This window comes from Marinobacter sp. NFXS9, assembly GCF_040148665.1.
GTDB lineage: Bacteria > Pseudomonadota > Gammaproteobacteria > Pseudomonadales > Oleiphilaceae > Marinobacter_A > Marinobacter_A mangrovi.
In genome coordinates, this window is sequence record NZ_JAGDDW010000017.1 from 24132 (window position 1) to 44075 (window position 19944).

Genomic DNA, 19944 nt, shown 5'->3' on the forward strand with positions numbered 1-19944 from the left:
AACAATGAGAGGGCTGCAAGATGGACAAGGTAAATCTTCCATTGTCAGGTGTCCGCGTGGTGGAGCTGACTTTTGGCAAGCTGGAAATGTGCGGTCGCTTCCTGGCCGATCTGGGTGCCGAGGTGATCCTGGTCGAACCCCGCGGCGGCTTGGCCTCCAGGCAGGCAACGCCCTGCTATCGGGGCGCCAGCCTGCATTTCGCCAGCCACAACGCCAACAAGCTGAGCGTCGAGCTGGACCTGGACGGCGCCGAGGACTTGCGGAGGCTCGAGCAACTGTTGCAGCGGGCGGAGATCGTTCTCGACGCGGCTCCCCCGGGCTGGTTGCGTGATCGCGGTTTGGACCGTCGCCCGTGCGCGCATCAAGTAGTACTGAATCTGAGTGACTTCGGCTGCACGGGGCCCTACGCTGGATTTTCCGCCACTAACGCTGTGTTGTTGGCCATGGGCGGCGTGCTGGCCCGTTCCGGTATCAAGGGCAGTGAGCCACTGTTGCCGCCTGGAGAGCTGGCCGTCGAAACGGCAGCCCTACAGGCGGCCTGGGTGGCTCTGAGCGCCTATTGGAGTCTGCTCAATGGTGGGCAGGGCGGTCGCTTCGATTTCTCCGCCTATGAGGCGACGCTGCAGATTCTCGACCCTGGCATGGGCGTCACCGGCAGCGCGGCGGGGGGGCGCAGCGCGTTGGAGCTGGCGCCCCGCGGCCGGCCTCCGGTGGGCAAAGGTTATCCGATCTTTCCCTGCCGCGACGGGGCGGTGCGTATCTGTCTGCTTAACCCCAGGCAATGGCGAGGGATGTCCGACTGGTTGGGCGACGATCATCCGTTTACCGATCCGTCGTTCGCCAGTCTGGCCCGACGTTTCAAGGTCATCCGCGAGATCAATGCCCTGATCGCCGAGTTGTTCCGTGACCAGCGGGCCGCGGATCTGGTCGCCGAGGGACAGCGGCGCGGTGTGCCGATTGCCGCCGTGGCGAGCCCAGACCAGGTGCTGGATGATGCGCATTTCCAGGCCCGTCACAGTTTCGTCGACCTGTCCGTCGCTGACGGTGTTACCGGGCGGGTGCCCGGCGGTTTCGTCGAGATCGACGGTCGATCCACCGGTATCCGCCGGCCGGCGCCATCGTTGGGTGAGCACACGGCGCAGGTGTTGGGCAATCTGACCACGCCTCCGCCGCCCGCCCCGGTGGCCACCGGCGACCCGGCACGACGACCCTTCTCCGGTATCCGGGTGCTGGACCTGGGGGTGATCGTTGCCGGCGCAGAACTGGGTCGTCTTCTGGCTGACCAGGGTGCCGAGGTGATCAAGATCGAAAGCACCGCCTACCCGGACGGCCTGCGGCAGACTCTGGATGGCCAGCCGATGAGCATTTCCTTCGCCCAGGGCTCGCGCGGCAAACATTCCTTGGGCCTCAATCTGCGCGATCCGCGTGGCGTTGCCCTGTTCAAGTCGTTGGTGGCCGACAGCGACGTGGTGCTCTCCAACTTCAAGCCCGGCACACTGGAATCACTGGGTATCGGCTACGACGTCCTGTCACGTGTCAAACCGGATCTGATCATGGCCGACAGCAGTGCCCTGGGGAATAATGGTCCTCTGAGCAGGAGTATGGGCTACGGCCCGCTGGTGCGGGCCTGCACCGGTCTCACCTGGCTCTGGCGCTATCCCGGGCGGGCGGAAGGTTACAGCGACAGCACCACTATTTTTCCGGACCATTTTGCCGCGCGCATTTCCGCCGCCGCCATCGCGGCGGCGCTGGTGCGCCGGCGGCGCACCGGGGCCGGCGGGCAGGTCAGCGTGTGCCAGGCCGAAACCATTCTGGGGGTTTTTTCCAGCCAGTTTCTGGAAGAGTCGCTGCGGCCGGGCAGCTTCGTGCCGCTCGGTAATCGCCCGGCCGGCGAGTCTCTCGCCACCTTGTTCCCCTGTGCCGGCGACGATGAATGGTGCGTGATCAGCGTTCGCGATGACCGGCAATGGCGGGGGCTGTGCGAGGCCCTTGACCGCGGCGACTGGCTGGCCGACCCGCGACTGGCTAGTGCGTCCGGCAGGCACGCCCATGCCGCCGAGTTGGAGGCCGGGATCGCCGAATGGACCGGCCGGCGCTCGCCGGTGGACGTGCGCGACCGGCTGCAAGCGGCGGGTGTGCCGGCGGGCAACATGCTGCGCCTGGACGAGATGACCAGCGATCCGCAGCTCAGTGCCCGCGTTTTCTTCAAGATCCTCCGGCAGCCGGGACTGCCGGCACCGACGCCGACCGAGAATGTTCCCGCCATCGGCCCCTGGCCGGAACCGGACATCCGCCCAGCACCCTTTCCGGGCCAGCACACCCGGGAGATCTCCCGGGAAATATTGGACCTGGATGCTGCAGTGATCGAACAGTTGGTGGACGAGGGGGTGTTGGAACCGATGGCGGCGGACATTGAGCGGCTGTTGAGCGACTACAACCCATCATGATGGAGAGAGAAGCGAAAATGTCGAGCCCCGCGTTCAAGACCTTGGATTTAAGCATAGAGGACGGCATCGCCGTGCTGTATCTGAACCGCCCAGACCAGCTCAACGCATTCACCTCGCAGATGGTGCGGGAGTTTCTGGCCGCGTTGGACTACACCGATGCCGAGGATCGCATCAAGGCGGTCATCGTCAGCGGCCACGGGCGGGCTTTCTGCGCCGGCGCCGATCTGTCCGAAGGCGGCGGCGCCTTCGACTACGACGAAGCGGAGGAGGGCGGAGTATTCCGCGACGAGGGCGGGCTGCTTACCCTGCGCATCTTCCGCAGCCTCAAGCCGATAATCGCCGCGGTCAACGGTGCCGCCGTGGGCGTCGGAGCAACGCTGCAACTGGCCATGGACGCGCGCCTAGCCTCGGAGCGGGCGCGCTTTGGCTTTGTCTTTGCCCGCCGGGGCATTGTTCCCGAGGCGGCGTCGTCCTGGTTTTTGTCCCGCGCCGTGGGTATCTCCACGGCGCTGCAGTGGTGCTATTCCGGTCGGCTGGTGATGGCTGACGAGGCGTTGGCGCGGGGTTTGGTGCAGGCCACCTATCCGCCTGAGCAGCTGCTGGCGGCGGCCAAGGAGCTGGCGCGCAGTTTCATCGAGCAGAGCGCACCGGTTTCCCTGGCCGCGACCCGGCAGATGATCTGGCGCATGAGCGCGGTGGAGCATCCGATGCTCGCGCATTGTCTGGACAGCCGAGTGGTTCAGGAGCGGGGGCGTTCGGCAGATGCGCGCGAAGGCATCGCCGCGTTTCTGGAGAAACGCCCGGCCGAGTTCCCCTGCCGGGTCTCGACCGATATGCCCGGTTGCTTCGACTGGCGTGAGGAGCCTGATTTTACCTGAGCGTTACGCCCGGTGCGCCACCGCCTGGAAAATCGTCGCATCCGACGATGGGGAGGGAGGCGGCGATACCGTAACGTTGATTCTGGCTCCAGATGGCCGTATCCACCGTCGGCGTGGGGCTTTAATTGATTCCAAGAACAATTACAAAAGGAGAACCACTGATGACCGTTACTTGGAGAATGTCCGGCAGTGCAGCCGTGGGTCTCGCCCTGTTGCCCGCCATGGCGATGATGGCGGTTGGGGGGCATGCGGCCACCTTCGAAACGGACAACTGGCGTGGGTATTGGGATAACACCCTGACTTACAATCTGGGTTTCCGCATGCGGGATGTCGATGACAAGATCGGCAACGATCCGAACTATGATGAGTCGGATTACAAGTTCAAGGATCGTGGCGATGTGGTGACCAACCGGGTCAACCTGTTGACCGAGTTGGGCGGCACCTATAACGATAGACTCTCAATGCGGCTGTCGGCGCAAGGGTGGCATGATTTTGCGTACGACGACGATGTGGAAAGCAACCCGGATCTGGCGGCGGCGCCCAACGCCTATCCATCCGGTGAATACAGCGGCGGTGTGAAGAACGAGTACATCAGTGGTGGCCGTCTTCTGGATGCCTTCGTGCAGTATTCGGATCTCATTGGCGGTCGTGCCTATACCGCCCGTGTAGGTCGCAACACTCAGTACTGGGGCAACGGGTTGTTCTTCCCCATGCAGAGCATCTCCTATTCCCAGGGCGCCGTGGATGGTATCGCCGGCGCCGCTTCCCCGGGTACCCCGGCCAAGGCGCTGTTTATCCCGAGGAACCAGGTGAACCTGAGTACCCAGGTGACGTCCTCGGTCAATATCGGCATGCAGTATTTCCTAGAGCGTGCGGAAAATATCCTGCCCCAGGGTGGCACCTATCTAGGCGCGGCGGACTTTCTGTTCACCGGGCCGGAAAGCATGCTCGGCATCCCGCGTGGTTCCACCCGGCGGGCGGATGAAATCGCCGACAACTTTGGCGTCAACCTGGGCTGGCAGGCGACACCGGGCACCACGGTCGGTTTTTATTACCGCAGGCTGGATGAGGTGCAACCCTGGGCGCCGCTGATCAAACTCGATGGTAGCGCGCCGTCTTATTTTCTTTCTTATAATCAGGGCGTCGATCTGTTCGGGATCAGCGTGGATATGCCGCTTGGGAACAGCAGTCTGGGGCTGGAGGTGTCCTACCGTGACGGTACCGCCTTGAACAGCACGCCCAATGTGATGGCCGACGATCCCGAGCGCGGCGCCACCGGCAACATCGTCAATGTGCTGGCCAACGTACTGGTCCCCCTGGGTACCACGCCGTTCTACGAAACCGGGACGCTTACCGCCGAACTCGCTCACACACGGGTGCTGTCCGTGGACGGTACCAATAAGTCGCTCTACAACGGTGAGGGCTACCAGGGATGCGCGGGTGATAAGTGGGACGGCTGCTCCACCCGCAGCGCCACGGCGCTGGCGCTGTCCTTCACGCCGGAGTGGATACAGACTTTTCCGGGTGTGGATATGAGTATGCCGACCAGCATTACTGCCGGCCTGAAGGGCAATCCGGGTGTGCTCGGTGGCACCGCGCAGGGCTCCTACAAATTCTCCATCGGGTTGCAGGCGAAATACAGATCGATACACACGCTGAAGGTCGAGTACATCGGATCGCGTGCGCATACCGGAGACACGATCGTCAACGACTTCGGGCTGACTCAGTACGCGGGCGGTAATGGCCCCTACATGCTCAACGACCGCGACTGGATTTCGATCACTGCACAGACCCTCTTTTAGGTGTTCCGGGCCCGCCTGTTTACCCCCCCCCCCAGGAGGCTGGTGTGAATCCGTTTTTCGCAACCCTGGTGAGGGGTCTCCGCCAGGGTTGCGGAACATGTTTCACGCGGCGGTTTCAGCGCCCAGCGTCCTTGGGAATATCGTTGAGTCCGACGATGGCGGCGTGCAGCGGGAATCTAGAATTGAATGAATCGTGGCCGGTCCATCCGGACCGACCGAATGAGAACGGTAAAGCAAACTCCGTTTTGGGGAGCCTGATGTGCACTAAAGATGTTATCGATGACTTCCGGAAATGCCGCCTGCTTAGCATGCGTAAGGCCGTTGCGGCGTTGGCGCTATGGCTGTCGGTGCTTCTGGGTATGGTTCCGCTCGCCCACGCTGCGGGATTCGCCGATCCCTTGGACACCGCGGCCGTCCAGCAGTCGCAGTCCGCTGATCATCTTCCCGTTCAGGCGCTCGCCGGTCTCGGGGGCGGGCAGCTGATCGCGGTGGGGATGCGGGGTGTTATCCTGCGCAGCGTTGATTCCGGCGGTACCTGGCATCAGGTGCCGGCACCGGTGAGTTCCGACCTGCTGGACGTGTGCTTCGCCTCGCCGAAACGCGGCTGGGTGGTGGGGCAGGACGGCGTGGTTCTGGCCAGTACCGACGGTGGCCGCACCTGGCACAAGCAGTTTGACGGCCGCGAACTGGAGAGCCTGCTGAATTACTACCGCGAGGATCAACGGATTGATCCAGAGCGACGCGAGGAATTGGTGCGGCAACTGGAGCTTAACCTGGGCGCCGGGCCGGTGCTGCCGTTTCTCAGTGTTCAATTTATCGATAGCGATTCCGGGCTGGCCAGCGGGCCATTTGGCATGCTAATCGCCAGTGAGGATGGCGGCCGGCACTGGCGGCCAGCCATGCACCAGATCGACAACCCGGATTACCTGCATCTCAACGCCATCGCGCGGGTCGGTGACCACCTGTTCATCGCTTCCGAGCAAGGAATCGTGTTCAAAGCCAAAGCCGATGTGCGCGAACTTCATTTCGAACCGCGAGAGACCGGTCACGTAGGCTCCTTTTTCAGCATCGCCGGCCATGACCAGGTTCTGTTGGCCGGTGGCCTCGGTGGCGTCCTGTTTGGCAGCCACGACGGTGGCGACAGCTGGCGCCCGCTGGCCACATCCTTGACACAACTGGTCAGCAACATTGAATTCGACGCCGACAGTGATCGCTTCACCGCCGTGACTACCGGTGGCGAAGTCCTGTCCCTGTCCGCTGACTTGAGCGACATTCAACTGCGCGATAGCCAGGCACCCATGCTATACACCGACCTGGTCAGTTTGCCCGGCGGCGGTGTGGTCTTCGCTGGTATTCAGGGGCTGCGCCATGACACGCAGTCGGCGATGCTGGCGCAAGGGGACGAGCAATGATGGATACCTCCGGTCTCAATAATATGCCAGTGGTCGCCAGGGTCGAGGATTTCGATCGCAATAGCGGCGGCTTTATGGAGCGCACCATCTTCAACGGACGATTTCTGGTCATTCTGCTGTCCTTGCTGGTGACCGTGCTGCTCGGTTCCCAGGCCTTGCGTTTGAACGTATCTTCGAAATTCAGCGAGATGATCCCGCAGTCACACCCCTTTATTCAGAACTATTTCGACAATGCGGATTCCCTGGGCGGACTCGGCAATGCCGTGCGCATCGTGGTGGAGAACAAACAAGGCAGTATTTACGACCCGGATTACATGGAAGTGCTCAAGAAAATCAACGACCAGGTGTATCTGCTGCCGGGGGTTGACCGGGTTTTCATGAAATCGCTTTGGATGCCGGTGGTACGCTGGACCGAGGTCACTGACCAGGGGTTTGTCGGCGGTCCCGTGGTACCCGAGGATTACGACGGCTCCGAGCGGTCCCTGAAACGACTCAAGCGGAATGTAACGGTCGGTAATCTGGTCGGTACCCTGGTCGCCAACAATGAGCGCTCCAGCATGCTGTTCGTGCCGCTTCTGGAGCGCTTCGCGGACACCGGGGAGCCGGTGGACTCCGCCGAGTTCGCCCGCCGGCTGGAAAGTGTTCGCGATTACGAAAGCGACAAGATCGGCATTCATGTGGTGGGCTTTCCGCAACTGGTCGGAGACCTGGTGGCGGGGTTGACCGAGGTGATGAGTTTCTTCGTGGTCGCCGCCCTGATCGCGATGATCATCATCTTCGTTTATACGCGTTGTCTGAAAAGTACCTTGCTGGTCACCGTGTGTTCGATCATGGCGGTGGTCTGGCAACTCGGCATTTTTGAGATCATGGGCTACGTGATCGATCCCTACTCGGTTCTGGTGCCGTTTCTGGTGTTCGCCATCGGCATCTCCCATGGTGCTCAGAAAATGAACGGCGTGATGCAGGATGTCGGTCGCGGAACCCATCGCTACGTGGCCGCGCGTTATACCTTTCGCCGTCTTTTTCTGACCGGGCTGACCGCCTTGCTGGCCGATGTGGTGGGCTTCGCGGTGCTGGTAATGATCGATATTCCGATGATTCAGGGGCTGGCGATCGCCGCCAGCATCGGTGTCGGCGTCCTTATCTTCACAAACCTGATCCTGTTGCCGGTACTGCTGTCCTATACCGGTGTTTCCGCTGGCGCGGCGCGCCGAAGCCTGCGTGAGGATCAATCGGTGAGCCGCCTGGAAATACTCGTTAATCTCACGCGATCGCGCCCTGCCGTGATCATGATTGGCGTGGCGCTGGTGCTTACCGTGATCGGCTACGCGGTCAGCCGTGATATGCGCGTCGGCGACCTCGATCCGGGCGCACCGGAGCTGCGTGCCGAGTCCCGCTACAATCAGGACAATGCCTTCATTACCGGCAATTTCGGGCTGTCCAGTGACCAGTTCGCGGTTATCGTGAAAACCGATCCGGGCGGTATCAACGGTTTTCAGACATTGCTGGAGATGGATCGCCTAGAACAACGACTGCGTGCCCTACCGGGGGTACAGACGACGGTGTCGTTGGGCAGCCTGACCAGGGTGTTCACCGCCGGTAACTCCGAGAACAACCCAAAATGGATGAGCATTCCGCGCGATAAATTCATCGCCAACAATGCCACCTCGCAAATCGCCGTGAATTTCCCCGCACTGGTCAATGACGACTACTCGGTGGCGCCTGTCATCGCCTACTTGTCCGATCACAAGGCCGAGACCCTGGAGCGGGTGGTGGTGGCGGTGCAGGCCTTCGCGGAAGAACACGACCAGCCCGGACGCCACTTTCTGTTGGCGGCGGGCAGCGCCGGCATTGAGGCGGCCACCAACGATATGGTTCGCCATGCCCACTATCGCCTGATTCTCTGGGTCTATCTGGCGGTGGCGTTGCTCTGTTTCATCACCTTCCGTTCCTGGCGCGCGGTGTTGGTGGCGCTGATCCCGCTGGCGATTACCACGGTTCTTTGCGAGGCCCTGATGGTATGGCTGGGTATCGGCCTTAAGGTTGCCACCTTGCCGGTGATGGCACTGGGCGTGGGGATTGGCGTGGATTATGCGCTCTATCTATTGAGTGTACAGATGAGCCACCTTCGCGCCGGTACCTCACTGACCGAGGCCTACCGCAGTGCCCTGCACTTCACGGGCAAGATCGTGGCACTGGTGGGCGTGACCCTGTCGGTGGCGGTGGTGACCTGGATCTGGTCGCCAATCAAATTTCAGGCGGACATCGGCCGGCTGCTCACGTTCATGTTCATCTGGAACATGGTTGGCGCTCTGGCACTGATCCCGGCGCTCTCCTACTTCCTGCTCAGAAAGCAAGATGCTGATCGCGCCCGCCACGGGGTGGATCGCGATGTGGCGGAGGTAACCGGGCGTTGAGAAGACGAGCACCAGTAACACTGGCGCGCCACACCGGAGCTGTTGGAGTGATGGCCCCGACGCTCCATGACACCCAAGGTTAGGTAATGAAAACGCAGACAGGAGAACAACAATGATATTGCGAGATTGGAAAACAAAACTGACAGGGCTGGGCTTGGCCGCCGCTGTTGCGCTGTCCACGGCCCCGGCTGTCGCACAGGAACTGACGGCGTTCGGCGCGATCAAGGACGGCAATGCCGATGGCAGTATCCCGCCCTATACCGGCGGAATCACCACACCTCCGGACGGCTATCAAGGCGACGGTAACTACATTGACCCCTATGCCGATGAAAAGCCGCTCTACAGCATCACCCAAAAAAACCTCGATCAATACAAGGAGGATTTGACGCCGGGCACTCAGTCTCTGTTCGAGCGCTTTCCCGATTATCGGATCGACGTCTATCCCACCCACCGCAGCATGCACTGGCCGGATGACGTGCTCGAGAACACCGTGGAGCACAAGGGGCAGGCCAGGCTCGCTGGCGAAGTGGAAGGCGACCGACTGGAGAACGCGTTCTCCGGCGTCCCTTTCCCTGAGCCGAAGACCGGTTATGAGGCTTTGTGGAACCGCTATTTCACCTATATTCCGTATCTCGAATTAAGTGCCGGATCCTATATGGTCGACGCGCGAGGTAATATTTCGATGCTTCCGGCGGGCACCATGCACAAAGCCAACGTGATGTACCAACCGGAGATGCAGACCCCGGACAACGCCGGCGTCACGGACATGGCCAATATCGTCAGCACCTCCCCGGCCAATGTCGCCGGCTATGCCCAGCTTCGCAAGGAACGCTTGGACTATGGCTCCGGCGGTACCATGGCGTGGGCCTATGACCCGGGCCAGCGGCGGGTGCGCGTGGCGCCCAATTATACGTACGACATTCCGGCGTCAAGCTATGGCGGGGTAATGTTCTATGACGAGGTGTTCCTGTTTTCGGGACGTATGGACCGCTTCAATTACAAACTGGTCGGCCGCCAGGAGATGATCCTGCCTTACAACAGCTACAAACTGCTGCAAACCAATTACAAGGAGGCCCTCGGGCCCAAATTCCTCAATCCCGACGTGATCCGTTGGGAGAAGCACCGGGTCTGGGTGATCGAGGCGGATCTCAAGGAAGGCGCCCGGCATGCCTACAAGAAGCGTTACTACTATCTTGACGAGGACTCCTGGGTAGTGTTGGCCACCGAAGGCTACGATCACGCCGGCGAACTGCACCGTATCGGTTACACCTACCCGGTGTTCGAGTACACCGGCCTTGGCGGTGTTTCCAACGGCAGCCACGGTTTCTATGACTTCAACCGAGGCAGCTACGCGGTCATCTGGATGGGTAAACCCTCCGGCAAGCCGGCGGATGTCGAGTTCTACAAGAAAGTGCAGCGCCCGCGTATGTTCACACCGCGTGGTATTGCAGGCTCGTCCACACGCTAGCTGTCCGCTGTGTACCAGGCGGTTGCGAGCCTGGTGCGCTACTGAACGTGCGGGGATCTTCCCTGCTCATGACTATACCTTAGTAAGTCGGGACGCCCCCGGGCGGGGTGTCTCCGAAGGAAGAAAACGATGTCCGGTACCCTTATAGAAACGTTTAACTGGTGGGCGGTGGAGCGCGCCGAACAGCCTGCCCTGGTGATAGGCGAAGAACGAGTAAGCTACGCCCGGCTCCATGCCTGGGCCGAATCATCCGCAGAATGGCTCCGCGCCGAGGGCGTACAGTCGGGGGACCGCGTCGGCGTGATGGCGGCGAACTCGCTACAATGGATCGTGCTCAGTCAGGCGGCAATGTTGGCCGGCGCCATACTAGCACCGGTTAATCCGCGCTTCACCTTCAGTGAGGCCTCCTATCTGCTGGTCGACCGTTACCGAGTCAAGGCGATTTTCCATGACGATGAACGCGCCGAGATGGTGGCCAAGGTCGGTGACCATATCGACGGGGCCCGGGTGTTTAACCTGGCGGAACTGGATCGATTCCGCGACGTCGAGCCTCGGGGCACCCTGAACCCCGAGACGATACCGTTGGATACCGACCTGGTGATCATCCCTACCAGTGGTTCCACTGGCCGTCCCAAGGGCGTGGTGCTGTCGCATCGTTCCATGTCCGGTTATGTAGCCGACTCGTGTCTGGCGCGGCCGGGGGCATTCAGTGAACCCAAGGTGCTGTTGTTCGCGCCCCTGTGTACCTCGGCGGGCTATGTGGTGTTGATGCAGTATCTGGCCTATGGCGGCACTGTCTTCCTGGAGCCGGCGTTCGACGCTGAGCGGGCTCTGCGCAGGATTGTCGAACAGCGCATCACCACCATGATGGGCACGCCGATCTTTTTCGAACGCATGGCGGCCTGCGCAAGCTTTCAGGATGCTGACCTGAGCAGCCTGTTCTACTGCCTGGTGGGTGGAGCGCGAGTTTCGCGCTCCCTGCTTGAGGCTTGGTTGGACAAGGGCGTGTTGCTGCGCCAGCTGTATGGCCAGACCGAAGTGGGCGGGCAGGCTACCTTCAATACGGATCAGGCCTCCATTACCGACCCAGAAAAATGCGGGCGGGGCTCGGTGTATACGCGGGTGGCGATCATTGATGAACAAGGTGATTTCTGCTCGCCGGACACCCCCGGCCAGATCGTCATCAAGGGTCCGGGAACCATGGAGCGTTACTGGGATGATCCAGAGGCGACGGCCGCCACCATAGTCGATGGCTGGGTACGTACCGGCGACCTGGGCATGGTCGACGAACAGGGCTTGCTGACCATGCTGGATCGCATCAAGGACATCATCATTTCTGGTGGTTTGAATATTTCCGCGGCAGAAGTCGAACGGGTGATCTCGGAGTACCCGGGAGTCCAGGAAGTGGCGGTGATCGCCGCCCATGACGACAACTTCGGCGAAACCCCCTTGGCCATTGTGCATGGCTTACAGCCCGGGGATATTCCCGATTTGCTGCACCATTGCGGCACCCACCTGAGCAGCTACAAGGTGCCACGCTATATGGTCTGCATCTCCGACCCGCTACCACGTTTGGCCAGCGGTAAGATTTCCAAACCGCTATTGCGCCAAGAGTATCGTGAAGCTCATCTCAAACTGACCAAGATACGTTGATTTCGACGCTGTTGATCCAGTCATGCCCGTAAGGGAAGGCTGGATTTTTTATCTGGAGGAAACCGGCGATGATTACCCTGTATCACAGCAAGGACACGCGCTCGTTGCGCTGCCTATGGCTGCTGGAAGAACTCGGCTTGCCCCATAAACTGGAGTGGGTCGCCTTTCCGCCGCACCTGAAGCATCCGCGGTTCCTGGAGGTCAACGCCAACGGCACGGTTCCGTTCCTGGTCGATGGCGATACCCGGCTGCGTGAGTCCTGCGCGATCCTGCTGTACCTGGCCAGCCGCCATGGTGACGGCCGCTGCCTGGTCGCCAGCGATTCGCCCGACTACGGCGTGATGCTGGACTGGACGTTCTATGGTGAAAGCGCTCTGGCCGCGCCTTTGTCCACCGTTCTACGTTACTCCCTGTTCCTGCCGCGCGAGCGGCGTGTGCCGGAGGTCGCCGAGGACTACCAGGCGCAGATGCTACAGCGCCTGCAGGTGCTTGATCAGGCGCTGACGACGCCTTGGTTGTGCGGCGAGACGTTCACTGTGGCTGATATCTCGGTGGGCTATGGGTTGCTGTTGGGCGAGATGTTCGGCCTGGCTGAGCGTTATCCGGCAAGGGTGGGCGACTACCTGCAGCGGTTGAAGGCGCGACCCGCGCTGGAGAAGGCGAGAGCCGTCGAGGGCTGAAGCCTCAATAGTTGCGGCACCTTTGCCAAGGAGGGAGAGTGGTCAGGCTGGCCGCTTCATCGGACGATCCGCCGCGTCTTGCGTAGCGGAGGTGCCCCGTTGAGGCCAGCGTGAATCCTGGCTCAGTCGCTGCCGCGGTTAGACAGCGTCGCACGCAGAGGCTGCTTGAGGATCTTGCCGGTCGGCGACAACGGCAACTGGTCGACGAAGCTCACGCTGCGCGGGCACTTGTAGCGCGCGATCAGCCCGCGACAATGGGCTATAACCTGCTCGGCGTCGAGCTCCGTGCCGTGCCGCGACACGATCACCGCATGCACGCATTCTCCCCACGTCTCGTCGGGCACGCCGATCACCGCGCACATCTCGACCTGCTCCATCCGTGCGATGGCGTTCTCGACTTCCGCCGAGTACACGTTCTCGCCACCGCTGACGATCATGTCCTTGAGCCGATCCACCACGTACAGGAAACCATCCTCGTCCAGGTAGCCGGCGTCGCCGGTATGCAGCCAACCATCGCGTAGCGCCTCAGCGCTCTGCTCGGGCAGGTTCCAGTATCCAGTCATCACCATCGGCCCGCGGGCGACGATCTCGCCGACGCTCCTGGGCTGTAGTACCGTATCCGATGCATCGACGATGCGCACTTCGGCGATCGGCACAGGCCGGCCGGCCGAGCGTAACCGTCCCCGTGGCTGGCTGGCCGCATGGCACCACGGCGGCAACGCCGCGACCACCGGCGACAGTTCGGTCATGCCGTACAACTGGGCGAACTGTGTATGGGGCAATCGTTCCAGCGCCGCGGCGAGCAGGGGCTCGTCGATCGGCGCGGCTCCGTACAGCACCAGCGCCAGGCTGGACACGTCGTGCTCGGCGAATCCCGGGTGTTCGATCAGGCGCTTGAGCATGGTCGGCACCAAGAACGTCTCGCTGGCGCGTTCACGTTCGATCAGCGATAACATTCGCGCCTCGTCAAAGCCAGCCACGAGTATTTGCGGACACAGCCGCAGCATCAGTTGCAGGGTTAGGCCCAGCCCCCCGATGTGGAATAACGGCGCCGGGTTCAGGCCAACGGCATCGTCTGGGCGCGGCGCGGCCAGGCAGGCCGACAACTGGCCAAGATAGAGGTTGCCGTGGCTGAGCATCACGCCCTTTGAGCGACCAGTGGTGCCGCCGGTGTACATGATCGCAGCCAAATCCTCGCCGCCGCGGCGCGCGTCTTCGATCGGAACGGCGGCAGCGATGAGCGGTTCGACGTCGTCGGTCGCCAGCGTTGTATTGTGCCGGCCCTCGCCCAGGCACAGCACCACGGCCAGCGAGCACGACAATCCGCGCAGTTGCTCGGCCACTGGCAGGAACGCCGGGTCGACGAGTAGGATACGGGTCTGGCTGTCGTCCAGCGAGAAGGCGATTTCATGCACGTTCCAGCGCGCATTGATTGGATTGATCACCCCGCCGGCCCACCAAGTGGCGTACAGCGACTCCACGTAATGATCCGAATTGTGGCCGAGCATGGCTACCCGCTCGCCCGCGTGCACGCCCAGGTCGCGCAGCACGGCTGCCAGCCGTGAGACTCGACCGACAAAGGCGGCAAACGACCAGCGTCTCTCCTCGCAGATCAGGGCGGTGGCTTTGGGTCGTTCAAGCAAGGCCTTGTGCAGGGGTTGGGTGAGGTGCATGCTGCGCGTCCATCCAGGTGAGGGGGTTGGGAAGGGTCATGCGGATTATCCTTCACCACGCCATCGCCGGGATCGTCCGATCTGACGAATCGAGGTCGTGATGTTCGCCGCGGGTTCGAATGTACCTTGCCGCACCGGCTCCTGGCGGCCATGGCCGCCAAGAAACGGGAGGGCTGGGGTCAGGCCCATTGCAACGGCAGTTCCAGCAGCGCCAGAGCGAAGCCCATGCGATAGCTGGGCTTGTATTCGGGGGCGAGCTTGAAGCTCGGGATGCGCTTGAGCCATTCCTCGGTGAGAATGCGCATTTCCGCGCGTGCAAGGAAATGCCCCAGGCACAAGTGGGCCCCGGTTGAGAAGGTCAAGGACTCGCGCTTCGAACGGTCGATGTCGAAGCGGTGCGGATCGGGATTCTTGCGATCATCTCGCCCGGATATCGGCAGCAGATTCAGCACCATGTCTCCTTTCTTGAAATGCACGCCGAATCGCTCGCAGTCCTTGGCTACGATACGTGGCGTACTGATGATGCCGAAGCAGCGCAGGCCTTCATCGACGAACGCCGGTACCAGTGTGTTGTCCGCAGCCAGGCGGGCCTGGAGTTCCGGGTCCTGAGCCAGTTTGCGGAAGGTAAAGGCGGTGGCGTTGGCCACGGTGTCCATGCCGCCGAGGAACAGCAGGAAGCACATGTTCTGAATCTCGTCCAGACGGATCGGGCGCCCGTCGATCTTCACGGTCAGCAGGTAGCTGATCAGATCGTCGCCCGGAGCGTTCCGCTTGGTCTCGATGAGATCGGTCATGATGCCGATGATCTGGGCGCTCAGGGTGTGCAGTTCGGCCTGCTCGTTGGTGGAAAAGAACCGGTCGGAGAGCTCCCGGAATTCGCGTAACCGCTCCAGCGGCATGCCCATCAGTTCCATGAAGATCGATACCGGGAAGGCGGAGGAAATGTCATGGGTGAAGTCGCACCGACCCTGCTTTTCCACGTCGTCGATCAGTCGGTTGGCCCAGTAGCGAATCTTGTCTTCCAGAGCTTTCACGTTCTTGGGGGAGAAATGCGGCATCAACGCCTGCCGGTAGGGCAGGTTGGTGGGTGGGTCCAGGCTCAGCGGAATGAACACTGGCGGGTTTTCGATGCGTGGGATCTGTTGTTCCGAAGCGGAGAAGTGTTCCGGGTCACGCACCACCTCGGAGATCTGCTCATGGCGGGTGATGACCCAGTGTCCGCCATTGCGCGGGGTATAGAATACGTCCGGTGCCTCACTGTGCAGGCGTCGCGCATAGGCTTCGTGGAGGTCTTCGGCAGGCTGCTCGGAGCCCGTGACATTGAACATGTCGAAATCAAAGAGCTGGTCTTCGGACACGTGGTCCGGTTGTGTTGAAGTCATCATTTATGTCCCTCACTAGCGTCATTGGTTGTTTTCGGCTTCTCCCTGCAGGAGGCAGAGAGGTGTGATAAACGACTATAAAACTAATAGTGTTTGATTTATAGCCGCTCTCCGGGCCGTTGGTCGGGTCGTTTTCAGGGTGGCGGGCGCGGCGCATCAGGCAGCACCCGCGCGGGCTCACCGTTGGGCCTTAGGTACATGAAGCTCAATACCATCAAGCGCTTCGGTGAGCGCAATCTGGCAGCAAAGGCGGGTATTGGGCTGTGGAGACGGAACGCATTCCAGGATGTCGCGTTCCATCTCGCTTTGCTTTGGAATTGCGGCCTGGAAGCCTTCCGGGATAACCACGTGGCAGGTCCCGCACACCATGTTGCCTCCACAATCGGCGAGTATTCCGTCGATGCCATTGGCAATCGCGACTTCCATCAGGTTCGCCCCCGGGGGCGCTTCGACGTCGCTACGGGCTCCATCCGGGGTCACGAAGGTCAGTCTGATCATGGGAAAGGTTCCTCATTGTTGTTATGTGTGTTGACCATCAGCGAATATCTAAATACATTAGATAAACCTCTCGGGCAGGTGTCAACTGTCTTCGAGCGAATTTTCAAGTTGCTGCCCGGCTTTTCCGCCGGGCGGCCATCGGTCGTACAACAAAAAGAATGGAGCCTGTTCATGGCTGAATTCGATTACATCATCATCGGTGCCGGCGCGGCGGGCTGCGTGCTGGCGCACCGGCTCACCAACAATCCGCGGATTCGGGTCGCGTTGCTCGAAGCCGGCGGCAAGGACGACAGCTACTTCGTGAAAATGCCCAAGGGCCTGGCCAAGGTGATGCAGGATCCCCAGCGCACCTGGATGTATCCGGCGCAACCGGAGGCCAGCAGCGCGTTCAAGGAAGAGTATTGGGCGCGCGGGCGCCTGATGGGTGGTTCAAGCAGCATCAACGGCATGATGTACGTGCGTGGTCAGCCCGGCGATTTCAATGAACTCGCCGCGCAGTCCAGCGCCGACTGGGATTGGGAACACATCGCCAAGGCGTATCGCGAAATTGAATCCCACGAGCTGGGCGCCGCCGCCAGCCGCGGCGCGGACGGCCCGTTGCGCATCAGCCTGCCGGATCGCCGCAACGTCTTGACCGAGGCGGTGATCCAGGCCGGTGTCCGTTTGGGGCTGCCGCGCAAGGAGGATGTTAACGAGCCGGATGATCAGCCGGCGGTGGGGTATGCTTCACGAACCATTTGGGACGGCCGACGGCAAAGTGCGTCCACGGCGTTCATCGATCCGATTCGTGACCGGGACAACCTGACCATCATCAGTGGGGTGACGGTGGACCGGGTGCTGTTCGACGGTGACCGTGCGGTGGGCGTGGCGCTGGCGCCGGGTAGCGCGGAAGGTGCGTTACGGGCTACCCGGGAAGTGATTCTGGCCGCTGGCGCCCTGGCCTCGCCGGGCATCCTGCAACGCTCCGGGATCGGCGCGCGAGAATTGCTGGAGAGCTTGGGCATCGAGGTGGTGCACGACAACGCCCAAGTCGGACAGAACCTGATCGAGCATCGTGGCTTACTGCCTCAGTGGCGACTTTCCGGCGCCCCCTCCGACAACCGTGAATACGCCGGACTGCGGCTGCTCAAGAACACCTTGCAGTACGTTTTCCGGCGCCGCGGGCCGATGTCCTCCGCCGCCTATGAGATTGGCGCCTGGTTGAAGTCGGACGAGTCACAGCCGCGTCCGGACATCCAGTTCCTGATCGCCCCTTTCACCTTCGACTATGCCACCGAACGGCAGACCCTGGAAAAGCATCCGGGCATGGGGATGGTGATCTATCCGCTGCGGCCTCAATCACATGGTTCGGTGAATATCGCCAGCCGCGACCCCCATCAGTTGCCCGCTTTGCAGGCCAACTACCGTGCCTGTGAGGACGACCGTGCGCTGATGGTTCGGGCTCTGCGGTTGGCGCGTCAGTTCGTTGCCCAGTCGCCGCTGGCGCCCTATGTAGTCGAGGAGACCTTCCCCGGCCCGCAGTGCGTCGATGACGACCAGATCATCGACGCCTATGACAGCCACGGCAGCTGTGGCTACCACGCGGTGGGCTCATGCCGCATGGGGCGTGACGCCGAGTCGGTGGTCGATCCGGCCCTGCGCGTGCGCGGGGTGCGCGGCCTGCGTGTGGTGGACGCCTCGATCTTTCCCGGGATTCCGGCGGGTAACACCAATGCGCCGACCATGGCCATGGCCTGGCGCGCCGCCGACCTCATCCTGCGTGAACTGGATAACTGATGGCTCCTATGGTGTTCTCTCTCACTGACGAGCAGCGTATGCTGCAGGACAATCTCGAGCGTTTCCTCCGGGAAAACCGTGGTCAACCGCTGTGGTCCCGATTGATCGGCGAGTTCGGTCTGGGGACGCTGTTGCCGAGGCCCGGCGCAGAACCGTTGCACGTCGAGCACGGTCTGGTCATGGAGGCGTTCGGCCGCCACCTGGTGCGCGAACCCTTTCTGGAAGGTTTGGTTGTCGCCGGGCAACTGCTTGCAGGGTCGGCCGACGAGCGCGCGGCGGCGCTGGCCGAACGGACTGCCCAGGGCGCGGCGTTACCGGTGCTGGCCTGGGCCGAGCCGGGCATGCGCTACGATTTCGCAGGCATCGGTCTGGGCGCTCGCGTGCGCGGCGCCGGCTGGGTGCTGAACGGTCGCAAGTGCATGGTCGCCGGGGCCGGTCAGGCCAGTCATTTTTTGCTTGCCGCGCGCACCTCCGGGGCGCCCGGCGAGGCGCGGGGGCTTTCACTCTTTGTCCTGGAGCGCGGCGCCCCGGGCCTCTCGGTGGAGCCTTATTATCGCTTGGATGGCGGAGACGTGGCCGACCTGGTGCTGCACGACGTACCGGTGCAGGCGTGCGATCTTCTGGGCGAAGAGGGCGGGCTCCTGGAGCGGCTGGAATGGGTGCGCGACTGCGCCATAGCCGCGCTCTGCGCGGAGGCCAGGGGTGCGCTCGCGGAAATGCTGGAGCAGACCCAAGGCTATCTGGGGGAGCGTCGTCAGTTTGGGCGGCGGCTTTCCGATTTCCAGGTGCTGCAGCATCGGCTGGTGGACATGTACCTGCATCTGCTAAAGGCCGGCTCGGCCTCACGGCTGGCGATGCGCAGCCTGGAGGATTCGCTCAAGCGCGCGACGGCGGTGTCCGCGGCGAAGGTGGTGGTCGCCGACGCCTGTCGCTTTATCGGCCAGTCTGCGGTTCAATGCCATGGGGGCATGGGCATGTGCGACGAGGTGGCGGTCAGCCGGTACTTCAAGCGCGTGACCTTGATCGAGCGCGAGTTTGGCGGGCGCGATTTCCATCTTGGGAGATACAATGCCCTCTATCGGTGCCCGCCATGATACGATGGGCCTTTGCGGGGTTGACTGGCCTGGGGTCAGGGGTGTCGAGGCGCTTCGGGCTACCGCCGAAGTGCCTGGGTGAGCAATACATTTACAGGAAGTACTCCTCTTGGGTAGACCATCAAATCCGATCATCTCAAAGGAACGGGTCGTCCGTGCCGCGCTGGAAGTGCTGGACGATAAAGGTATCGAAGGGCTGACCGTCCAACTGGTGGCCCGTAAGCTTGGGGTCAAGGCGCCGTCGCTGTACTACCACTTCAAGGGCAAGTCCGAGATGCTTGAAGAGATTGCCCGCACCATCCAGGTCGAGGCGATCATCCCGAACCTGCGTACCGAGGGCGACTGGCGGGAGCAACTGATCGAACTGGCGGTGGCCGTGCGGGCTTCCATTATGCGTCACCCGAAGGCGGCGCCTCTGTTATTGAGGTTCTTCCCGCGGCACCTGATGTTGCAGTACTACGAGTTCTGGGTGAATCGTTACGATATCCCGCCGGCGCGCAGGATGCTGGTCATTGAAGGTGTCGAGAAGCTGACCTATGGCTCTGCACTGATGGGTGCCATGAGCCGCGCCACCGGCATACCACCGATGCCTGATTTCGATGAGACGGAATTTCCGTATATGGCGGAGGCGATGAAGGCCAGCTCGTTGAACGACGACGAGGTGTTCGTCGAAACCCTCAAGGTGTTTCTTTACGCCTGTTGATGTTTGCCGGAGTGTCCTCGTTAGATTCGTCGTAAGCGACGATGTTGGGTCGCTGGCCGAT

Annotated in this window: 14 protein-coding genes; 11 read left to right on the forward strand and 3 right to left on the reverse strand. The window is 61.8% G+C overall.

What is annotated here, in order from left to right:
- Positions 1-20 precede the first annotated feature (20 nt).
- The 8 genes from J3364_RS19870 (at position 21) to J3364_RS19905 (ending at position 12757) form a co-directional block, all read left to right on the forward strand.
- Complete coding sequence (locus J3364_RS19870; RefSeq protein ID WP_349559899.1) at positions 21-2447, forward strand: CaiB/BaiF CoA transferase family protein; 2427 nt, start codon at positions 21-23, stop codon at positions 2445-2447.
- On the forward strand, positions 2444-3325 hold the full coding sequence (locus J3364_RS19875) for a crotonase/enoyl-CoA hydratase family protein (RefSeq protein WP_349559900.1): 882 nt from the start codon (positions 2444-2446) through the stop codon (positions 3323-3325). Before J3364_RS19870 ends, J3364_RS19875 begins: the two co-directional genes overlap by 4 nt.
- Before the next feature lie 161 nt (positions 3326-3486).
- Positions 3487-5127 (forward strand): DUF1302 domain-containing protein, encoded by a 1641-nt coding sequence (locus J3364_RS19880; RefSeq protein WP_349559901.1) that lies wholly within the window; start codon positions 3487-3489, stop codon positions 5125-5127.
- A gap of 257 nt (positions 5128-5384) precedes the next feature.
- Complete coding sequence (locus J3364_RS19885; protein ID WP_349559902.1) at positions 5385-6539, forward strand: WD40/YVTN/BNR-like repeat-containing protein; 1155 nt, start codon at positions 5385-5387, stop codon at positions 6537-6539.
- Positions 6536-8956: an efflux RND transporter permease subunit gene (locus J3364_RS19890; protein ID WP_349559903.1), complete on the forward strand. Its 2421-nt coding sequence runs from the start codon at positions 6536-6538 to the stop codon at positions 8954-8956. Before J3364_RS19885 ends, J3364_RS19890 begins: the two co-directional genes overlap by 4 nt.
- Before the next feature lie 112 nt (positions 8957-9068).
- Positions 9069-10424 (forward strand): DUF1329 domain-containing protein, encoded by a 1356-nt coding sequence (locus tag J3364_RS19895; RefSeq protein WP_349559904.1) that lies wholly within the window; start codon positions 9069-9071, stop codon positions 10422-10424.
- Between the two features lie 129 nt (positions 10425-10553).
- Positions 10554-12077, forward strand: coding sequence for a class I adenylate-forming enzyme family protein (locus tag J3364_RS19900; protein ID WP_349559905.1), 1524 nt, complete (start codon positions 10554-10556; stop codon positions 12075-12077).
- Between the two features lie 68 nt (positions 12078-12145).
- Entirely contained in the window at positions 12146-12757 is a 612-nt protein-coding gene (locus J3364_RS19905) for a glutathione S-transferase family protein (RefSeq protein WP_349559906.1), read from the forward strand.
- Positions 12758-12879: 122 nt separating this feature from the next.
- On the opposite strand, the gene J3364_RS19910 is transcribed toward J3364_RS19905, so the two are convergent.
- The 3 genes from J3364_RS19910 to J3364_RS19920 form a co-directional block, all read right to left on the reverse strand.
- The gene (locus J3364_RS19910; RefSeq protein WP_349559907.1) at positions 12880-14430 is read right to left on the reverse strand and encodes an acyl-CoA synthetase; all 1551 of its coding nucleotides are present in this window, start codon (positions 14428-14430) and stop codon (positions 12880-12882) included.
- A 179-nt stretch (positions 14431-14609) separates the two neighbouring features.
- Complete coding sequence (locus tag J3364_RS19915; protein WP_349559908.1) at positions 14610-15812, reverse strand: cytochrome P450; 1203 nt, start codon at positions 15810-15812, stop codon at positions 14610-14612.
- A gap of 177 nt (positions 15813-15989) precedes the next feature.
- Positions 15990-16310: a 2Fe-2S iron-sulfur cluster-binding protein gene (locus J3364_RS19920; RefSeq protein WP_349559909.1), complete on the reverse strand. Its 321-nt coding sequence runs from the start codon at positions 16308-16310 to the stop codon at positions 15990-15992.
- Positions 16311-16481: 171 nt separating this feature from the next.
- Between J3364_RS19920 and J3364_RS19925 the strand changes: the two genes are divergently transcribed.
- From J3364_RS19925 to J3364_RS19935, 3 genes are all read left to right on the forward strand, one after another.
- Complete coding sequence (locus J3364_RS19925; protein WP_349559910.1) at positions 16482-18086, forward strand: GMC family oxidoreductase; 1605 nt, start codon at positions 16482-16484, stop codon at positions 18084-18086.
- A 38-nt stretch (positions 18087-18124) separates the two neighbouring features.
- Positions 18125-19180, forward strand: a complete 1056-nt coding sequence (locus J3364_RS19930; RefSeq protein WP_349559911.1) for an acyl-CoA dehydrogenase family protein — start codon at positions 18125-18127, stop codon at positions 19178-19180.
- A gap of 109 nt (positions 19181-19289) precedes the next feature.
- Positions 19290-19883 (forward strand): TetR/AcrR family transcriptional regulator, encoded by a 594-nt coding sequence (locus J3364_RS19935; RefSeq protein ID WP_349559912.1) that lies wholly within the window; start codon positions 19290-19292, stop codon positions 19881-19883.
- Positions 19884-19944 lie beyond the last annotated feature (61 nt).